Source organism: Rhizobium sp. Leaf321 (assembly GCF_001423215.1).
Classification (GTDB): Bacteria; Pseudomonadota; Alphaproteobacteria; order Rhizobiales; family Rhizobiaceae; genus Neorhizobium; species Neorhizobium soli.
In genome coordinates this window covers 1-16,706 of record NZ_LMOF01000003.1, presented here as the reverse complement: position 1 = coordinate 16,706, position 16,706 = coordinate 1, and the positions used below count along the sequence as shown (strand labels likewise).

Genomic DNA, 16,706 nt, shown 5'->3' with positions numbered 1-16,706 from the left:
TCGGGGCCGGTTTGACAACAGGTCCGCCGATATTCGTTCTGGTCAGAAGCGTTCGCCCGTGAAATGTGCGATCTGGGCGCCGGCCTCGTAATAGGCTTCCTTGAAGGTGCGAAAGCCCGGTTCCGTGATGCCGGTCAGCGGCAGCGGCAGGTCGTCCTCGGTGATCTCGCCAAGGATATGGCGGGCAAGAACCTTGCCGAAATTGGTGCCCGGCGAGATGCCGCGACCATTATAGCCGGAAAATCCGATGACGTTGCGGCCAAACTTGTGGAAACGCGGCAGGGCGTTGTCGGTCATGCCGATCTTGCCGTGCCATTCGGCCTCGAATTCGACATCGCCAAGCTGCGGGAAAAGCCGCTTCAGCGACCGCCGTGCCCAGGACGTGTGAATGTCGATGCCCGTGCCCCGCAATGCGCCGACGGAACCGAAGACGAGGCGGCCGGCCTTGTCCATCCGGAAGGAAGACAGGACTTCCTTCGTATCCCAGCAGCCTTCGCAGTTCGGCAGCACCGATCCGCGCAGGTTGGCGGACAGCGGCTTTGTTGCCAGGTTGAAATAGGGCAGGTGCACCTGTTCGCGCCGTATCTGCGCCCATGGGCCGGTGCTGTAGGCATCCGTCGATACGATGATCCAGTCGGCGTGAACCTCGCCTTCAGCAGTCTTGACGATTTTCTTGCCATCTGCCTCGGACGTTTCGATGACGGCGCTGCCGGTGTGGATTTTCGCGCCGGCCTTGATCGCCGCATGGGCAAGGCCGCGGGCATAGGCGAGCGGCTGAAGCGTGCCGGCGCGCATGTCGAGAAGCGCGCCTGAATAGGCGCTTGTGCCGATCCGGCGTTCGGTCTCTGCCGCATCCAGCAGGGTAACCGGGGCGCCGCGCTTTTGCCACTGGCGCGCGCGTTCCTCCAGTTCCCGCAGTCCCTTGTCGCCGACAGCGCAGTGAAGCGTGCCATTGGTTTCGAGCTCGCAGGCAATGTCATGCTTCTCGATCAGTTCGCGAACGAGATAAGGGCCGTTGCCGAGCAGGTCGAGCGCCCGCTCGCCGTAGTGATCGCCGAGTTCCTTCGGAAAGTCGTCGGGCATGACCCACATGCCGGCGTTGATCAGCCCGACATTGCGGCCGGCACCGCCAAAGCCGATCTCGGCGGCTTCCAACAGGACGACGTCGACACCGCGTTCCGCCAGATGCAGCGCCGCGGACAGGCCGGTATAGCCGCCGCCGACGATCACCACGTCCGACGACGTTGATCCTCTCAGAGGAAGAGTGGAAGGAGCCGCAGGAGCAGTTCTTTCCCAGAGGCCGTGGGAGCGCTGGTCGTCGAGCATCGAAAGTTCTCGCACTTTATGTTTTGCAGACTTTACAGAACCCGTTTCCCGATGAATATCGACATAATCTCAACAGGTCATTCGCGGGAGGAATGACAATGCTCCCGCCAAGACGGTTTCTTCCATCGTTTTCGCTTCTCGCCGCCTTCGAGGCGGCTGCTCGCAGTGGCAGCGTCACCGCGGCGGCAAACGAACTCGGCCTGACGCAGAGCGCCGTCAGCCGCCAGATCTCCGCGCTGGAGAAACAACTGGGCGTGGCGCTGTTCCTGCGCGAGCGGCAAACGATTCGGCTGACGCTTGCCGGCGACGCCTATGCGCGCGAGGTGCGTGAAGCGCTGCGGCGGATTTCCAATGCATCGCTGAACCTTCGGGCCAATCCGTCCGGTGGAACCCTCAATCTCGGCATCCTGCCGTTTTTTGGAGCGCGCTGGCTCACTCCAAGGATCGGCAGGTTTCTCGATCTTCACCCCGGCGTCGTCGTCAACCTGACCACCCGGCTGGAGCCGTTCGACTTCCGGTTCGATACGCTGGATGCGGCGATCCATTTCGGCTCGGCGCGCTGGCCGGGTGCTGCCCTGACATTCCTGATGGACGAGGAGGTGATCCCGGCCTGCAGCCCGGCTTTCCTAAGGAAGCATGCCATCCAGGCACCGGGTGATCTGGTGCATGCGCCGCTGCTTCACCTCAACAGCCGGCCGGATGCCTGGGAGACGTGGTTCCGCACAGCGGCAACCGAGTTCGACGCACTGCATGGCATGTTGTTTGATCAGTTCGCGACCATGGTCGAGGCGGCCGTGGCGGGCCTTGGCACGGCGCTGCTTCCGCGCTTTCTGATCGAGCGCGAACTGCAACAGGGGCTGCTGGTGGAGGCGGTTGCCGGGGGATCGATGGGGACGGGACAATATTATCTCGCCTATCCACCCGACCGCGCAACCTACCCGCCGCTTGCCGTCTTTCGCGACTGGATCTCGCGGGAGATCGAAGCGGATGGCGACCGGTCACTTGCGATCATGGGCGCTATCGGCCAATAGTCCGTGAGACTTGTTATTGTTTTGACCGACCGACGGGAAGACCCTGATGAAACCGATATTCGTCCAGCTTCGCTGCAAGCCCGGCAAGACCTACGAGGTCGCCGATGCGATCTATAAGACCGAGCTGGCTTCCGAACTCTATTCCACCAGCGGTGACTGGGACCTGCTTCTGAAAGTCTATATCAGCGGCGACGATGAAATCGGCCGCTTCGTCAACGAGAAGATTGCCTCGATCCCCGGTATCGAGCGGTCGCTGACGACGATGACGTTCACGGCGTTCTGATCCGTGATGCCTTCAATAGAAAAGCCGCCTCAAGGGCGGCTTTTCTGTCTCGACGATCAGGTTTGATCAGGCAAGCGCCGTCGGTGCCTGGGCGCGTGCACGCACCAGGTCACGGATGGCCAGTTTCACTTCGTCGGGCGAATTGAAACGCTGCTCATCGAGATCGATGACGTGAAACTTCACGGCAATGAATTTCAACCGGTCTTCATCCGGGATAACGATACCGACGGGCTCGCCGCCGAATTCTATGACTTGCTTTTGCATAGCATGCTCCCGCATTTGCTGCCTAAAGCGCAGCATTGGCGAATGGATTTTCAGGAACGAAAGAACTGAAAGGTCTACATTCGACAGCACGGAAGGGAGCTACGCTCCGTGCCTAGCATCTTATACGCGAACCGACCGTAGGCGGCGACGTAAGCAGGTTTAATCATGTCACTCTCCCTCATGGCGTTGCGTAAAATGCCGACGGATAACGTCCGTCGATCGAAAGTGGACTTTAGGTGACTCGCAGAATGCGATCAACGAAAATCCTTTTAAAGGAAATATTTTTCTGTCTGATGACAGTATCGCGGCGGAAATGTGAAATTTCATTCGCGATGGCCTGTCCTTTGACAAGCCAGGAAATAGGTGCGGGCCTCGTCTGCGACAAGATGAGACCGGCTAAAGTTATTGTGACACGTTGTTATCCGGCGCTGCGCCGACCGTCGGTAAACCGACAGTCGGATCAAAGCATTAGATGACTCGGATGGATTACCCCATACGCTCGGAGGCGTAGGAGCCGGGGCTCGGCGGGAAGACCACCGTGCGATTGCCGTTGATGAAGGTGCGGTGGTGAATATGCGCATGGATCGCGCGGGCCAGAACCTGGCTTTCCACATCACGGCCAAGCGAGACATAATCGTCGGGCGATTGCGCGTGGGTAATGCGCACCGTGTCCTGCTCGATGATCGGGCCTTCGTCGAGATCGGCAGTGACGTAATGGGCTGTCGCCCCAATCAGCTTCACGCCGCGCTGATACGCCTGCTTGTAAGGGTTTGCACCCTTGAAACTCGGCAGGAAGGAGTGGTGGATGTTGATGATCTTGCCCGACATTTTCTGGCACAGCTGATCCGACAGGACCTGCATGTAGCGTGCGAGCACCACCAGTTCGGCCCCGCTTGCCTCGACGACATCAAGCAACTGGGCCTCGGCCTGCGGCTTGTTTTCCTTCGTCACCTTGATGTGGTGGAAGGGGATATCGTTGTTGACCACCTGCTTCTGGTATTCGAAGTGGTTGGAGACGACGCCGACGATATCGATCGGCAGCGCGCCGATCTTCCAGCGGTAGAGAAGGTCGTTGAGGCAATGGCCGAATCGCGACACCATCAAAAGCACCTTCATGCGTTCTTCGGTATCGAAGATGTCCCATTCCATCTCGAACTTTTCGGCGATCGGCTCGAGGCCTTCGGCAATTGCCGGGCGACCGACGCCTTCTTCGGAAATGAACGAGACGCGCATGAAGAAGCGTCCGGTATCCAGATCGTCGAACTGCGAGCTGTCGATGATGTTGCAGCCCTGTTCCGCCAGAAAGCCGGAAAGCGCAGCAACAATGCCGCGCGTGGAACGGCAGGTGACGGTCAGTACATAGCTTTTCATCGATAACCCCTTGGTCTGCACTTGGCGGAAATCCTTGTAGACATAACCACGCCGGCGGACCATATCCGATGGCGTAGGAAACAACAGAAATACGGAGGCGTTTTTCCGTTCCGGCTCAAAGCAATGGAACGTTCCACCCTTACAAACAGCAGCTTAGGCAAGGACGTCAAAAATTCCGGTCCTTTTGCGCCTTTCACGCGTTGATCACCGTCGCGGTGCTTGGTCCGCCGCGCATTTGTCATTCAATATTTTCGAATATTTATTTCGTCGGATTTTGTAAGATACGGGAGGAATGCTGGTGGCTAGATATGCGGGGCGGTCTCAGGGTAAGGCCTGGTTGGGTAGAAACCTCAGAAGCATTGCCTTGAGGGGAATCGCCTTGATCGGTGCGGCCAGTCTCGCGACGCAGCCGGTTTCCGCTGCCACGACCTGTATGCGGGGCATCAATCTCGCCGGTGCCGAATTCGGCAAGGTTGGCGATGCCTACGGTAAAGGCTACACTTACCCTTCCGCCGAAACGATCCGCTATTTTGCAAGCAAGGGGTTCACGGCCGTTCGGCTGCCATTTCTATGGGAAAGGCTGCAGCCCAAGCTCTATGCGTCGTTCGATCGGGCTGAGGCAAAGCGGCTTGCGGCTACTGTCGAGCTTGTACGCAAAGCCGGGATGGTCGTTATTCTCGATCCGCACAACTACGCTCGCTACAAGGGTGATCTGATCGGGACGGACAACGTTCCGCAAAGCGCGTTCGCCGACTTTTGGCGCAGGCTTTCGGTACGGTTTGGCACAGAGGCAGACATTGCGTTCGGTCTGATGAACGAACCGCATGGTATTGCAGCCGAAGACTGGGTGTCCGCCGCCAACGGTGCGATCGCGGCCATCCGGCAGGCCGGGTCCGCCAGTCTGATCCTTGTTCCCGGCACGGCCTGGACCGGCGCCCATAGCTGGTCTGCCGGCGATTACGGCACCACCAACGCTGCCGCGATGTCGGCGATCGTCGACCCGCAGAACAATTACGTTTTCGAGGTGCACCAGTATCTTGATGAGGATTTCTCCGGCAAGAATGACGAATGCTCGCGTGCCGCCGATGCGGTCAAGGCGCTCTCCGACGTCGGCACCTGGTTGAAGCAGAACAACCGGCGCGGCCTGCTGGGTGAATTTGCCGTTCCGCGCCAGCCGGAATGCCAGTCGGCATTGGTCGATATGGTCAAGGTCGTCGAGAGCAACCCGGATGCGTGGCTGGGCTGGGCCTATTGGGCAGCCGGTGACTGGTGGCCGGAAGACGAGATCCTCAACATCCAGCCGGTTCGCACGGTCGACAGGCCGCAGATGACAACGCTTCTGAAAGCGATGTCGGAGAATGCTTCCTGCGGGCGTTAAGCCGCCGGTATTTCACGTGAATCATCGAAACCGGACGAAATTCACGCCGGCGGATAGGTGTGTTCGTTACCTCGAAAATCGCTCACCGAATAGCAGCCACCTTCAGCACGCGCAGCGCTTTCGCCGATCACCGCCTTGCCGTGGCCGCCTGGAATATCAAGCACGTAAGTCGGCTGGCAAAGTCCGGAAATGGTGCCGCGCAGAGCCGAAACGATTCGCTGGCCCTCGGCGATATCGAGCCGGAAATGGCCTGTGCCTGGCGCCAGGTCCGGATGGTGCAGGTAATAGGGTTTAATGCGCGTTTCGACGAAAGCCTTCATCAGGTCGCCGAGCACTTTCGGGTCGTCGTTGATGCCTTTGAGCAGGACCGTCTGGCTGACCATCGCAAAGCCGGCGTCAATCAGCCTTGCGCAGGCAGCCCGCGCGTCCTCAGTCATTTCGCGGGGATGGTTGGCGTGGAGCGCCACATAGATTGTCTTGCCGCTTTCCTTCAGCGCCGCAATCATCGGCGCATCCACCCGCTCGGGCTCGACCGCCGGCACGCGCGTATGAAAGCGCACGATTTTGACATGCTCGATTTCAGCCAATCCAGCCATGATCACGGAAAGCCGTCGCGGAGACAGGACAAGCGGATCGCCGCCGGTCAGGATGACTTCCCAGATTTCCTCATGAGTGCGGATGTAGTCGAGCGCGGCCGTTAGTTCGTCCGGCGAAAGCGTTCCATCGCCCTGCGGGCCAACCATTTCACGGCGAAAGCAGAAACGGCAATAAACAGGACAGATGTGCACGGCCTTCAGAAGGACGCGGTCCGGGTAGCGGTGGACGATGCCTTTGACCGGACTATGCGCCGCGTCGCCGATCGGATCGGCCCGTTCGTCCGGTGTGCTGACAAGCTCGGCTGCGTCGGGCACGAACTGTCGTGCAATCGGATCGGCGTCATCGGTCGGGTCGATCAGCGAGAGGACCGTCGGCGTCAGCGCGATCGCGTAACTGCCGGCGACGGCACGGATGCCGTCGAGACGGTCTTGCGCAATCAGACCTGCATCGGCCAGTTCCTCGGGCGTTTTCAAGGTACGCGCCACGCTCACGGCAGAACCTCGGCGACGGGCGCCCACAGGACCTGGTCGATACGGGTCGCGCCGGTTGCGAGCATCGCCAGGCGATCAAAGCCCAGCGCTGCGCCGCTTGCCTGCGGCATGATCGAAAGCGCTGACAGGAAATCCTCGTCGATCGGATAGGTCTCGCCGTAGATGCGCGCTTTCTCCGCCATGTCGTGCTCGAACCGGCGGCGCTGTTCGGCCGCATCAGTCAGTTCGCCGAAAGCGTTCGCCAGTTCCACGCCGCATGCGTAGAGCTCGAAGCGTTCGGCAACGCGGGGATCGCGGGCCGAGGGTCGGGCAAGGGCCGCTTCGGAGATCGGATATTCGCAGAGGATCGTCGCGCGGCCCTGACCGAGATGCGGTTCGATCTTTTCGACGAGAACCTTGCTGAACAGATCCGCCCAGGTATCGTCCTCCGAAACCCGAAGGCCGGTGCGGGTCAGTTCAGCGGCCAGCGCTTCGCGATCTGTCGTGCCATCGGTTTCGACGGAGGAAAGCAGATCGATCCCGGCGTAGCGGAGGAAGGCTTCCGCCAGCGTCACGATTTCAGGTTCGGCAAAGGGGTCGGTTTGCATGCCGCGAAACGCGAACCGTTTCGTTCCCGTGGTCTCGGCGGCGAGTTTCAGCATGTTGGCGCAATCGGCCATCAGCTGCTCGTAGGTTTCGTCAACCCGGTACCATTCCAGCATGGTGAATTCCGGGTGGTGCAGCGGTCCGCGCTCCCGGTTGCGATAGACATGCGCGAAGGTGAATATGCGCTTCTCGCCGGCCGCAAGCAGCTTCTTTGCAGCAAATTCCGGCGAAGTGTGCAGGTAGAGTGGCGTTGCGCGGCCGTCGATCGTCAGCGCTTGCGTCGCGAAAGCATGAAGGTGGGTTTCGTTGCCGGGCGATACCTGCAAGGTCGCTGTGTCGACCTCGATAAAATCCGCTTTGCCGAAGAAACCCCGCAGCGCCGTTTGAAGCGCGTTGCGGCCCATCAGGAAAGGACGCCGGTCGGCGTGACTTTCCGGTGTCCACCACGGGGCAGATCGGGCTTCGGAGTGAAACAGGCTCATTTCGGCTTTCTTCGCGGGTTCTTGCCCGCAAGGCTTCCACTTTGCGCGTTTTTGCGGTAGTTGCCCGGAAAACAGATCATCCGTCCTTCAGGCCGGTTATCGCCCGGTCCTCTACGACGCATTCCCGGCAGTTACAAGCCGGCACGCCAACAAGGAATTCAAATGGTCAAGGTCATCGCATCTTCCGTCCGCAAGGGTAACGTCATCGACGTCGACGGCAAGCTCTATGTGGTTCTCACCGCCGAGAACTTCCACCCCGGCAAGGGCACTCCGGTGACCCAGGTCAACATGCGTCGCATCGTTGACGGCGTGAAGGTGTCGGAACGCTGGCGCACCACGGAACAGGTCGAGCGCGCCTTCGTCGAAGACGTCAACTTCCAGTTCCTCTATGAAGACGGCGAAGGCTTCCACTTCATGAACCCGGAAAACTACGATCAGATCGTCGTGGACGTGGATACGATGGGCGACCAGAAGGCGTATCTGCAGGAAGGCATGACCTGCGTCCTGTCTATGCATGAAGGCATCGCGCTCGCGCTGCAGCTGCCGCGTCACGTCACGCTTGAGATCGTCGAGACAGAGCCGGTCACGAAGGGACAGACAGCATCGTCCTCCTACAAGCCGGCGATCCTGTCGAACGGCATCCGCACGGCCGTTCCGCCGCATGTTGATACCGGCACCCGCGTCGTCATTGCCACGGAAGACAATTCCTACGTCGAGCGCGCCAAGAACTGATCGAAGCATCAGGCTTCATTCGAGCATAAAAAAAACCTCCGAGCCGCAGGCTTCGGAGGTTTTTTGTTGTCTGGCGATCCCGCGAGAAGAAAAGGGCCGGCGAACCGGCCGGTCCATCCTGTTTCGCTGTTTAGTTTTTCAGAACCAGCTTGGCAGAGGCCACCTGCGCCGTCGGTGATCCGAAGGCATAACCGCCACCGAGTGCGACGTTGAGCGAGACATAGTCCTGCGCCATCTGCTGTACGGCCTGGGCCAGGCTTGCCTGGGCGGTGGAAACTTCGCGCTGTGCGTCGAGAACGTCGAGCAGCGAGGAGGCGCCATCACGATAGCTGGCGGTCGCGAGCTGCAGAGCTTCCTCGTAGGATTTCACGGTCGCACGGAGCGCTGCCACGGTGCGGCCATCGCGGGCAACGGCGGCAAGCGCGTTCTCGACTTCCTCGACGGCATCGAGAACCGTCTGCTTCCACGACAGATAGGCTTCGCGGGCTGACGATTCGGACGACTTGACGTTGGCACGCAGGGCGCCGCCGTCGAAGATCGGAAGAGACAAGGCCGGACCGAAGGACCAGGACAGGATGCCACTTTCGCCGCTTCCGGCAACGCGGGTGTAGGATGGCGAAATGGAGCCACCGAGCGTAATCGCCGGATAGAGCTGTGCTTCGGCAACGCCGATCTGCGCAACGGCTGCGGCAAGCTGCCGTTCGGACGCACGAATGTCAGGTCGATTGCGGATCAGGTCGGCGGGAATGCCGGTCTTGGTGCTGTAGCGGGCGACCGGCTGGCGGGCACCGCGCTGCAGTTCAGGAAGCAGTGTGGACGCTGGCATGCCGAGAAGCGTCGCGATGCGATGCGCCGCGGTGCGATACTGGGTCTCGAGACCTGGCAGCTCTGACAGTGTCGAGTTTACAAGACCTTCGGCCTGAACAACATCCAGTCTGGAGGCAGCACCGGCTTCCAGCTGAAGCTTGGTGAGATCAAGCGTTTCACGGCGAGAACCGAGGTTCTTTTTGGTGATCGCGATACGCTCCTGATAGTAGCGCACATCGATATAGGCTGCGGCAACCTGCGAAAGCAGGCTCAGGCGCGCAACGTCGACGCTTGCATAGGCGGCGTCGAGACTGGCAAGAGCCGATTCCTTGCTGCGGCGGTAGAGACCGAACAGATCCAGGAACCAGGACGCGCTGGCTCCACCGACGGCGGATGATTGCGGTGCGGTCGATGTTGGACCGAGCCGCCCGCCGATGTCCTTCGTGCCGCTGCGCTCACCCTGCGCATCGATATCGAGCGACGGAAGACCGCCGGCGCCGGCACTGACGACGGACGCCTGGGCCTGATTGATGCGTTCCAGGGCCTGAAGAACGCTGAGGTTCTGCGACAGGCCCGTCTGCATGTAGCCGTTCAGGCGCGTGTCGGAAAACGCCGTCCACCAAGCCTTCATGGAAACGTCGCCATTGCTCGTCTGCGCACCCTCGGCAAACTTCGAAGGAAGGGACACTTCCGGCGCCTGATGGTTCGGTCCGACCACGCAGCCGGAAAGGAGGAGCATGACGAGAGGGGCGGCTACGCGAATGGATGTCATATCTTTGTCCCGAAACGCTTAAGAAAGGGGCCCCGCGAACAGCGGAGCAAATCACTGCACAGCCTCCCGCTCAGACGAGCGGCGATTCGATGCTGGCAATCCGTTAACAGATTCACACTGTCTTCACTTGTTTTTCACGCTTTGATAACCGGCGCACAACAACAAAGAAGGACGGAACGAAGAAAATTCCGAGCAGTGTTGCAGAAAGCATACCACCCAGCACGCCGATGCCGATGGCGTTCTGAGCGGCAGAGCCGGCACCCGTTGCGATCGCAAGTGGTACCACGCCGAGAATGAATGCGAGCGACGTCATGATGATCGGACGAAGGCGCAATCTTGCGGCCTCGAGGGTCGCTTCGAGCACGCCCATACCTGTCTCCTGACGATCCTTGGCGAATTCGACGATCAGGATGGCGTTCTTCGCCGCCAATCCGATCGTCGTCAAAAGTCCGACCTTGAAGTAGACGTCGTTCGACTGGCCAAGGAGATAGGCTGCAGCCAATGCGCCAAGGACACCGATCGGAACCGCGAGAATGACCGAGAACGGAATCGACCAGCTTTCATAAAGTGCCGCAAGGCAGAGGAATACGATCAGAACGGACAGGCCGTAAAGCATGGGAGCCTGGGAGCCAGACAACCGTTCCTGATAGGAGATGCCCTGCCAGGCCACGGAGTAGCCACCCGGCAATGCCGCAGTCAGCTTCTCCATCTCGTCCATGGACTGACCGGTGCTGACGCCGGCGCCGGTCGCGCCGTCAAGCGATATGGCACTGACGCCGTTGAACCGCGCAAGCTGCGGCGTGCCCGTGTTCCACTGGACGGTGCTGAAGGACGAAAACGGGACCATCTCGCCGCCGGTGTTGCGGGCAAACCAGTATTTGAGGTCTTCCGGCTGCATGCGGTAAGGCGCATCACCCTGCACATAGACGGGCTTCAGCTTGTTCTCGAGCGTGAAGTCATTGACGTCGCGACCGGCAAAGATGGTGGTGAGCATCGAATTGACCGAAGCGAGGTCGACACCCATCGCACCCAGCTTCTCCTGGTCGAGCAGGATCTGCAGCTGCGTTTCGGTTCTCTGCGAGTTGCTGCGCAGCGAGCCGATATTGCGGTTGCTGCCCGCGATCTGCATCAGCTGCTGCGATGCGCTCGTCAAAGCGGGATTGCCGTTGTTGCCGCTGTCGACAAGGTACATCGAAAAGCCGCTGGAATTGCCGAGGCCCTGGATTGCTGGTGGCAGAAGCGCGAACACCTGCGCGTCACGCAGTCCGAAGAAATGGCGCTGAGCCCGCTGCACAACGGCGGCCGCTTCCTGCTGCGGCTCGGTGCGAACGTCGAAATCCTTGAGCTTGGCAAAGATCATCGCATTGTTCTGGCCGGTGCCGTTGAAGCTGAAGCCCATCGCACCGAACACCGAAGCGACGCTGTCCTTCTCGTCGTTGAGGAAGAAGGACTCGATCTGCTTGACCACTTCCTCGGTTCTGGCGGTCGTCGAACCGTTGGGAGTCTGGACAAGCACCATCAGAACGCCCTGGTCTTCCTGCGGAAGGAAGGAACTGGGGAGCCTTGAAAACAACAGACCGCAACCGCCGACAATCAGTGCGAAAAGAAGCATGACGCGCAGCGGCCGCTTCAGAAGATAACCGATCGATCCGACATAGCCGTTTGTCGTCTTGTCGAAGCCGCGGTTGAACCAGGCGCCGATACCCTTGTTCTTCTTCTCGTGATTGACCGGCTTCAGGATCGTCGCGCAGAGCGCCGGCGTCAGCACGATCGCAACCACGGCCGAAAGCAGCATCGCGGAAACGATCGTGATCGAGAACTGGCGATAAATGATGCCTGTCGACCCACCGAAGAAGGCCATCGGGATAAACACGGCCGTCAGAACCAGCGCGATGCCGATGATGGCACCGGTAATTTCGTGCATGGACTTTTCGGTCGCCTCGAGAGGAGACAAACCTTCCTCGTCCATGATGCGCTCGACGTTCTCGACGACGACGATCGCGTCATCCACGAGAAGGCCGATCGCCAGCACCATGGCGAACATGGTGAGAGTGTTGATCGAATAGCCCGTCAGCGCCAGGATGCCGAATGTCCCGAGCAACACCACCGGAACGGCGACCATGGGGATCAGCGTTGCCCGCAGGTTCTGAAGGAAGACCAGAAGCACCACGAACACCAGAACGATCGCTTCGATCAGCGTGTGAATGACCTTTTCGATCGACAGCTCGACGAACGGCGTCGTGTCGTAGGGGTAGGTGATGCTGACATTTTCGGGAAGCGTCGGCTCGACCCGGTTGAGGGCAGTTTTTACCCTTTCGGCGGTATCAAGCGCATTGGCGCCCGTCGCGAGGTTGACCGCAAAGCCCGCCGCCGGCTTGCCGTTAAAGCGGGAGCTGCCACCATAGCTTTCCTGGCCGATCTCGACCCGGCCAATATCCGATATCCTGACCGTGGCGCCGTCCTGGCCGACTTTGAGGATGATCCGCTCGAAGTCGTCGACGGTGGTCAGCTGGCTCTGGGCGGTCATGGTGACGGTCAGCTGCTGGCCTTCCGACACGGGCTGCGCCCCGAGCGAACCAACGGACACCTGGGTATTTTGCGCTTCGATCGCGGATGTGACATCGGCCGACGTCAACTGGTATTTCTGCAGCTTGAAGGGATCGAGCCAGACGCGCATTGCATAGCCTGAGCCGAAGATATTGATGCTGCCGACGCCTTCCAGGCGCTTCACCTGATCTTCGATCTGGGTCGAGAACACGTCGCCAAGATCGACCGAACTGCGCTTGCCGTCCGATGACACAAGCGCGCCGACCATCAGGATACTGGAGGTGGAGCGGGAGACTTCGATGCCGGACTGCTGCACGACGTCAGGCAGCTGCGACTGTACCAGCTGCAACTTGTTCTGCACCTGAACCTGGGCGATATCAGGCATGATCGAGTTGCCGAATGTCAGCGTGACGGTCGCGCGTCCCGTTGACGACGACGAGTTCATGTAGGTGAGATCGTCGAGTCCGGTCATGCCGTCTTCGATGATCGTTGTGACCGATTTCTCGACGGTTTCGGCGCTGGCGCCGTTATAGCTGGCAGAAATGCGCACCGTGGTCGGGGCGATATCCGGATATTGCGAGATCGACAGCGTGGTGATGGCAAGCGCACCACCGAGCATGATCACGATCGCAATAACCCAGGCGAAGACGGGCCGCCGGATGAAGTAATGGGCCATTCACTTGTTCCTTGCCGTATTCGGGGCGGCGTTCTTCGCGTTGTTGCGGGATGCGGACCTCAACCTCTACGGCTTCGGCGCATCAACCTTCGGCTTCTCGACTGTAAATCCCTGCTCGTTGACCGTGACTTCGACAGGCTGGACGGCGGCGGCGTCGGCAATCCACTGGAACCCGTCGACGATCAGGCGATCGCCGTCCGCGATGCCGTCGGTGACCAGCCAGTTGTTGCCGGATGTGGTGCTGACCGTGAAGGTCCGCGTTTCCACCTTGTTGTCCGCGCCAACGAATTTCGCCGTCAGTTCACCACGGGCATTGCGGGTCGCGGCACGCTGCGGGATCAGATAGCCGTTTTCGTTGCCAAGCGTCACCGTCGCACGCACATACATGCCGGGCAGAACGATATTGTCCGGGTTGGGGAACACGGCACGGATCTGAAACGTGCCGGTGGTTTCGCTGACAGCCATTTCCGACATGTCGAGCTTGCCGGCAGGTTCGTAAGCCTTGCCGTCCTCCAACCGCAATCGGATCTCGGCGTTGCGCGGATCGCCGGTGACCCGGCCGGACGCAAAGGCTGCACGAAGCTCCAGGAGATTGGTGCTGGAATCGATGAGATCGATATAGATCGGATCGAGCTTGCGCAGTGTCGACAGCGCGTCGGTCTGGTTGGCGGTGACGATATTGCCGAGGCTGACATTGGAGATGGTCGTGACGCCATCGAAGGGCGCCCTGATCTTGGTCAGGTCGAGATCGATCTCGGCCGATTGCAGAGCGGCCTGCGCCTGCGCCACATCGGCCTGGGCCTGCAGCAGGGTGACCTTCGCATTTTCATATTCGATCTGCGTCGCGCCGCTGTTGACCAGCCGCTCGTAGCGGGTGAGGTTTGCCTGCGCGGCCGGGATGCTGACCTCGGCCTTGGAAAGGCTCGCTCTCGCCTGCGCGACGGTCGCCTCGTAAAGATTGTCCTCGATCTGATAGAGGATGTCGCCCGCCTTGACTTCGCTTCCTTCCTTGAAGCTGATCTCACGAATGGCGCCGGTCACACGCGGCCTGATCTGGGTCGTCTGGAATGCAACGGCGCGGCCCGGCAAAATCGAGGTAATCGGCCGCTCGGCCTTTTGCATGACGACGACACTGACGGCCTGCGGCGGCTTCTGAGGTGCGCCGCCGGCTGGAGCGTTTGCGGTCTGCTGATCGGAATCGCTGCAGGAGGCGAGCAAGACCGTGAAAAGGAGGGGGAGAAGCAGTTTGCGACGGGTCATCGTTGGATCCAGGGCCGGTCGTTGCGCATTCCGAAGAACCGGATTTCCTCGGGAGGGACAGGTTAACCCACAAGAAGCGGGAGGAAGCATGGCAAGGAGCGGAACCGCCACAGCCCAGCCTCGAAGTGACGTAATTCACTTATCGTCACTTTGCAAGCGGGCTTTGCAGTGCAGCATTCACGAGTTCGACAAGTCCGTCGCAGCGGGCATGCAGCTCCGCCTCGTCGGCATGTATAAGAAAGACATGGTGGAGGACCCCTGCAAAGCAAGGGGCAACGCTCCGCCCGATGGTACTTTCCGGTGCGGACTTGTAGACCCCGGTTTCGAAGCCGTGGCGAACGACGCTTTCGAAGAGATCCTCGATGAGCTTTCGATAATGCCGGCCGCTGGGCAGGTCGGTACTTGCCATCATGGCCAGCATTTCGAAAAACAGCGGATTATCCCTGATATCGGCAAGATGCGCGTCCATCAGGCGGCGCGCAACAAGTCCCAGCCGCGCCGGCGCCGGGACGGAATCGTCCTTCGCGTCGAAGCGACCGATCATCCGGGTGGTGTGCCGGTCGCAGATTGCATCCGCAAGCACCGTCTTAGATTGAAAGTGCTTGAAGACATTGGCGGGCGACATCTGCAATTCGGCGGCAAGGTCGGCGATCGAAAAGCCGGCAAAACCCTTCTTCCTGAGCAGCGCTTCGGCGGCCGTCAGGATATCCGCTTTTGTCTCTTCCGCCTTGCGCCTTGGTCTTCGCACGATGTCCTCAAGTGTGTGCCGCCGATACCGCCCGGAGACTGCTGCTGATCAAGTACCGAAATACGGCTCGAGGTTCTTGCGAATGCGCGCCAGCACCGTCTCGCCGCTCTCATCGGGCACGAAACGCGCGCCCGTGATCGTTTCATACGCGGTTCGGTAAACCTTGGCCGTTTCCTCGATCAGATCGGCCGGGATTTCCGGAATATCGTCCTTGTAGGGATCGCAGCGTTCGACCACCCAAGAGCGGATGAAATCCTTGTCGAAGCTTTTTGGACGGCCGCCGGTTGAAAAGGCGTCGTCATAGCTGTCGGCAATCCAGTAACGACTGCTGTCGGGCGTGTGGATTTCGTCGGCGAGAATGATTGTACCATCCGTGTCGGTGCCGAACTCGTATTTCGTATCAACCAGTATGAGGCCGCGTTTTGCCGCAAGCTCCTGGCCGCGGGCAAACAATGCCAGCGCATAGCGCGACAGCGTTTCCCACTGTTGGGCCGTCAGCAGTCCCTGCGCAATGATATCATCCGGCGTCAGCGGTTCGTCATGACCGCCGTCGAATGCCTTGCTGGTGGGGGTGATCACCGGATACGGCAGGACCTGGTTGTCCCTCAGCCCGTCGGGCAGCTCGAGACCATACATGCGGCGCTGACCCTTCTTATAGAGTGTCAGAAGCGATGTGCCGGTCGTGCCGGCGAGGTAGCCGCGCACGACGATCTCGACGGGCAGGATATCCAGCCGCTTGCCGATGACGACATTCGGGTCCGGATAGGAGATGACGTGGTTGGGGCAGATATCGGCCGTTGCATCGAACCAGTAGCGGGCAGTCTGCGTCAGCACGTGCCCCTTATCCGGGATTGCCGTCAGGATCCGATCGAAAGCACTGATCCGGTCGGTCGAGATGATGATGCGCGAACCGTCAGGCAGATCGTAATTATCGCGCACCTTGCCGCGATAGTAGTTTGGCAGTTCCGCAATGAAGGCTTCGTCTAATACGCGCACGGTCATGGCTCTCTCTATATAGAGGCGGCTTGCAAGGCCTCGATGATATCAATCCGAGCTGTGGCTATGCCATGTTTTTCCGCGTCGGCACAAGGCGATTGCCGGGATGGAGATGAGTCGCAGGAGGTGAGGAAGCCGGAACCAGCGATCCGTGGTCCGCAAGGGGAGCGACAGACGGATTGGAGTTCGGGAAACCGGGCCCTGAAAGCCTCCTTACGCTTTAAAAGGCGAATTATTGCGTTAATTCAACGGCTTGCATTTTTCTTGAAGTTTTTGCGACTAGGCCTGTTGACTTGTTCTGGGCCTCGGATCTATAACCCGCTCACTGAACGAGGGCGGCGGCGCTGCTAGCGACGGACT

General features: G+C 60.0%; 14 protein-coding genes. 4 read left to right on the top strand and 10 right to left on the bottom strand.

Features of this window, described 5'->3' with window-relative positions:
* Nucleotides 1–42 precede the first annotated feature (42 nt).
* Complete coding sequence (locus ASF70_RS01700; RefSeq protein ID WP_062576908.1) at nucleotides 43–1,326, bottom strand: FAD-binding oxidoreductase; 1,284 nt, start codon at nucleotides 1,324–1,326, stop codon at nucleotides 43–45.
* A 92-nt stretch (nucleotides 1,327–1,418) separates the two neighbouring features.
* Between ASF70_RS01700 and ASF70_RS01695 the strand changes: the two genes are divergently transcribed.
* The gene (locus tag ASF70_RS01695; protein WP_082471699.1) at nucleotides 1,419–2,357 is read left to right on the top strand and encodes a LysR family transcriptional regulator; all 939 of its coding nucleotides are present in this window, start codon (nucleotides 1,419–1,421) and stop codon (nucleotides 2,355–2,357) included.
* Nucleotides 2,358–2,403: 46 nt separating this feature from the next.
* On the top strand, nucleotides 2,404–2,640 hold the full coding sequence (locus ASF70_RS01690; RefSeq protein ID WP_062463623.1) for an Lrp/AsnC ligand binding domain-containing protein: 237 nt from the start codon (nucleotides 2,404–2,406) through the stop codon (nucleotides 2,638–2,640).
* A gap of 66 nt (nucleotides 2,641–2,706) precedes the next feature.
* Here the strand turns inward: ASF70_RS01690 and ASF70_RS01685 are convergent, their stop codons facing one another.
* Both ASF70_RS01685 and purU read right to left on the bottom strand, forming a co-directional pair.
* On the bottom strand, nucleotides 2,707–2,904 hold the full coding sequence (locus ASF70_RS01685) for a hypothetical protein (RefSeq protein ID WP_062576904.1): 198 nt from the start codon (nucleotides 2,902–2,904) through the stop codon (nucleotides 2,707–2,709).
* A 486-nt stretch (nucleotides 2,905–3,390) separates the two neighbouring features.
* Complete coding sequence (gene purU / locus ASF70_RS01680; RefSeq protein WP_062577168.1) at nucleotides 3,391–4,275, bottom strand: formyltetrahydrofolate deformylase; 885 nt, start codon at nucleotides 4,273–4,275, stop codon at nucleotides 3,391–3,393.
* A gap of 364 nt (nucleotides 4,276–4,639) precedes the next feature.
* Here purU and ASF70_RS01675 point away from each other — a divergent pair, with 364 nt between their 5' ends.
* Entirely contained in the window at nucleotides 4,640–5,653 is a 1,014-nt protein-coding gene (locus tag ASF70_RS01675; protein ID WP_244473920.1) for a glycoside hydrolase family 5 protein, read from the top strand.
* Between the two features lie 41 nt (nucleotides 5,654–5,694).
* On the opposite strand, the gene ASF70_RS01670 is transcribed toward ASF70_RS01675, so the two are convergent.
* Entirely contained in the window at nucleotides 5,695–6,741 is a 1,047-nt protein-coding gene (locus ASF70_RS01670) for a lysine-2,3-aminomutase-like protein (RefSeq protein WP_062576901.1), read from the bottom strand.
* A complete protein-coding gene (gene epmA, locus ASF70_RS01665; protein ID WP_062576899.1) occupies nucleotides 6,738–7,808 on the bottom strand; it encodes an EF-P lysine aminoacylase EpmA in 1,071 nt (356 codons plus the stop codon). Before epmA ends, ASF70_RS01670 begins: the two co-directional genes overlap by 4 nt.
* A gap of 162 nt (nucleotides 7,809–7,970) precedes the next feature.
* Here epmA and efp point away from each other — a divergent pair, with 162 nt between their 5' ends.
* On the top strand, nucleotides 7,971–8,540 hold the full coding sequence (efp, locus tag ASF70_RS01660; RefSeq protein WP_062463637.1) for an elongation factor P: 570 nt from the start codon (nucleotides 7,971–7,973) through the stop codon (nucleotides 8,538–8,540).
* 130 nt (nucleotides 8,541–8,670) lie between these two features.
* Here the strand turns inward: efp and ASF70_RS01655 are convergent, their stop codons facing one another.
* The 5 genes from ASF70_RS01655 to ASF70_RS01635 form a co-directional block, all read right to left on the bottom strand.
* Entirely contained in the window at nucleotides 8,671–10,119 is a 1,449-nt protein-coding gene (locus tag ASF70_RS01655; RefSeq protein ID WP_062463641.1) for an efflux transporter outer membrane subunit, read from the bottom strand.
* A 112-nt stretch (nucleotides 10,120–10,231) separates the two neighbouring features.
* Nucleotides 10,232–13,342: an efflux RND transporter permease subunit gene (locus ASF70_RS01650; RefSeq protein ID WP_062463643.1), complete on the bottom strand. Its 3,111-nt coding sequence runs from the start codon at nucleotides 13,340–13,342 to the stop codon at nucleotides 10,232–10,234.
* Nucleotides 13,343–13,408: 66 nt separating this feature from the next.
* Entirely contained in the window at nucleotides 13,409–14,602 is a 1,194-nt protein-coding gene (locus ASF70_RS01645; protein ID WP_062463646.1) for an efflux RND transporter periplasmic adaptor subunit, read from the bottom strand.
* Nucleotides 14,603–14,747: 145 nt separating this feature from the next.
* The gene (locus ASF70_RS01640; RefSeq protein ID WP_062463649.1) at nucleotides 14,748–15,350 is read right to left on the bottom strand and encodes a TetR family transcriptional regulator; all 603 of its coding nucleotides are present in this window, start codon (nucleotides 15,348–15,350) and stop codon (nucleotides 14,748–14,750) included.
* Between the two features lie 48 nt (nucleotides 15,351–15,398).
* Entirely contained in the window at nucleotides 15,399–16,346 is a 948-nt protein-coding gene (locus ASF70_RS01635; protein WP_062463670.1) for a phosphoribosylaminoimidazolesuccinocarboxamide synthase, read from the bottom strand.
* Nucleotides 16,347–16,706: the final 360 nt, after the last annotated feature.

Bases quoted from the DNA above. Each gene is read 5' to 3' on its own strand.
- ASF70_RS01690 (WP_062463623.1), top strand. From the start codon at position 2,404: ATGAAACCGATATTCGTCCAGCTTCGCTGCAAGCCCGGCAAGACCTAC.
- ASF70_RS01700 (WP_062576908.1), bottom strand. From the start codon at position 1,326: ATGCTCGACGACCAGCGCTCCCACGGCCTCTGGGAAAGAACTGCTCCT.
- purU (WP_062577168.1), bottom strand. From the start codon at position 4,275: ATGAAAAGCTATGTACTGACCGTCACCTGCCGTTCCACGCGCGGCATT.
- ASF70_RS01650 (WP_062463643.1), bottom strand. From the start codon at position 13,342: ATGGCCCATTACTTCATCCGGCGGCCCGTCTTCGCCTGGGTTATTGCG.
- epmA (WP_062576899.1), bottom strand. From the start codon at position 7,808: ATGAGCCTGTTTCACTCCGAAGCCCGATCTGCCCCGTGGTGGACACCG.
- ASF70_RS01645 (WP_062463646.1), bottom strand. From the start codon at position 14,602: ATGACCCGTCGCAAACTGCTTCTCCCCCTCCTTTTCACGGTCTTGCTC.
- ASF70_RS01695 (WP_082471699.1), top strand. From the start codon at position 1,419: ATGACAATGCTCCCGCCAAGACGGTTTCTTCCATCGTTTTCGCTTCTC.
- ASF70_RS01655 (WP_062463641.1), bottom strand. From the start codon at position 10,119: ATGACATCCATTCGCGTAGCCGCCCCTCTCGTCATGCTCCTCCTTTCC.
- efp (WP_062463637.1), top strand. From the start codon at position 7,971: ATGGTCAAGGTCATCGCATCTTCCGTCCGCAAGGGTAACGTCATCGAC.
- ASF70_RS01685 (WP_062576904.1), bottom strand. From the start codon at position 2,904: ATGCAAAAGCAAGTCATAGAATTCGGCGGCGAGCCCGTCGGTATCGTT.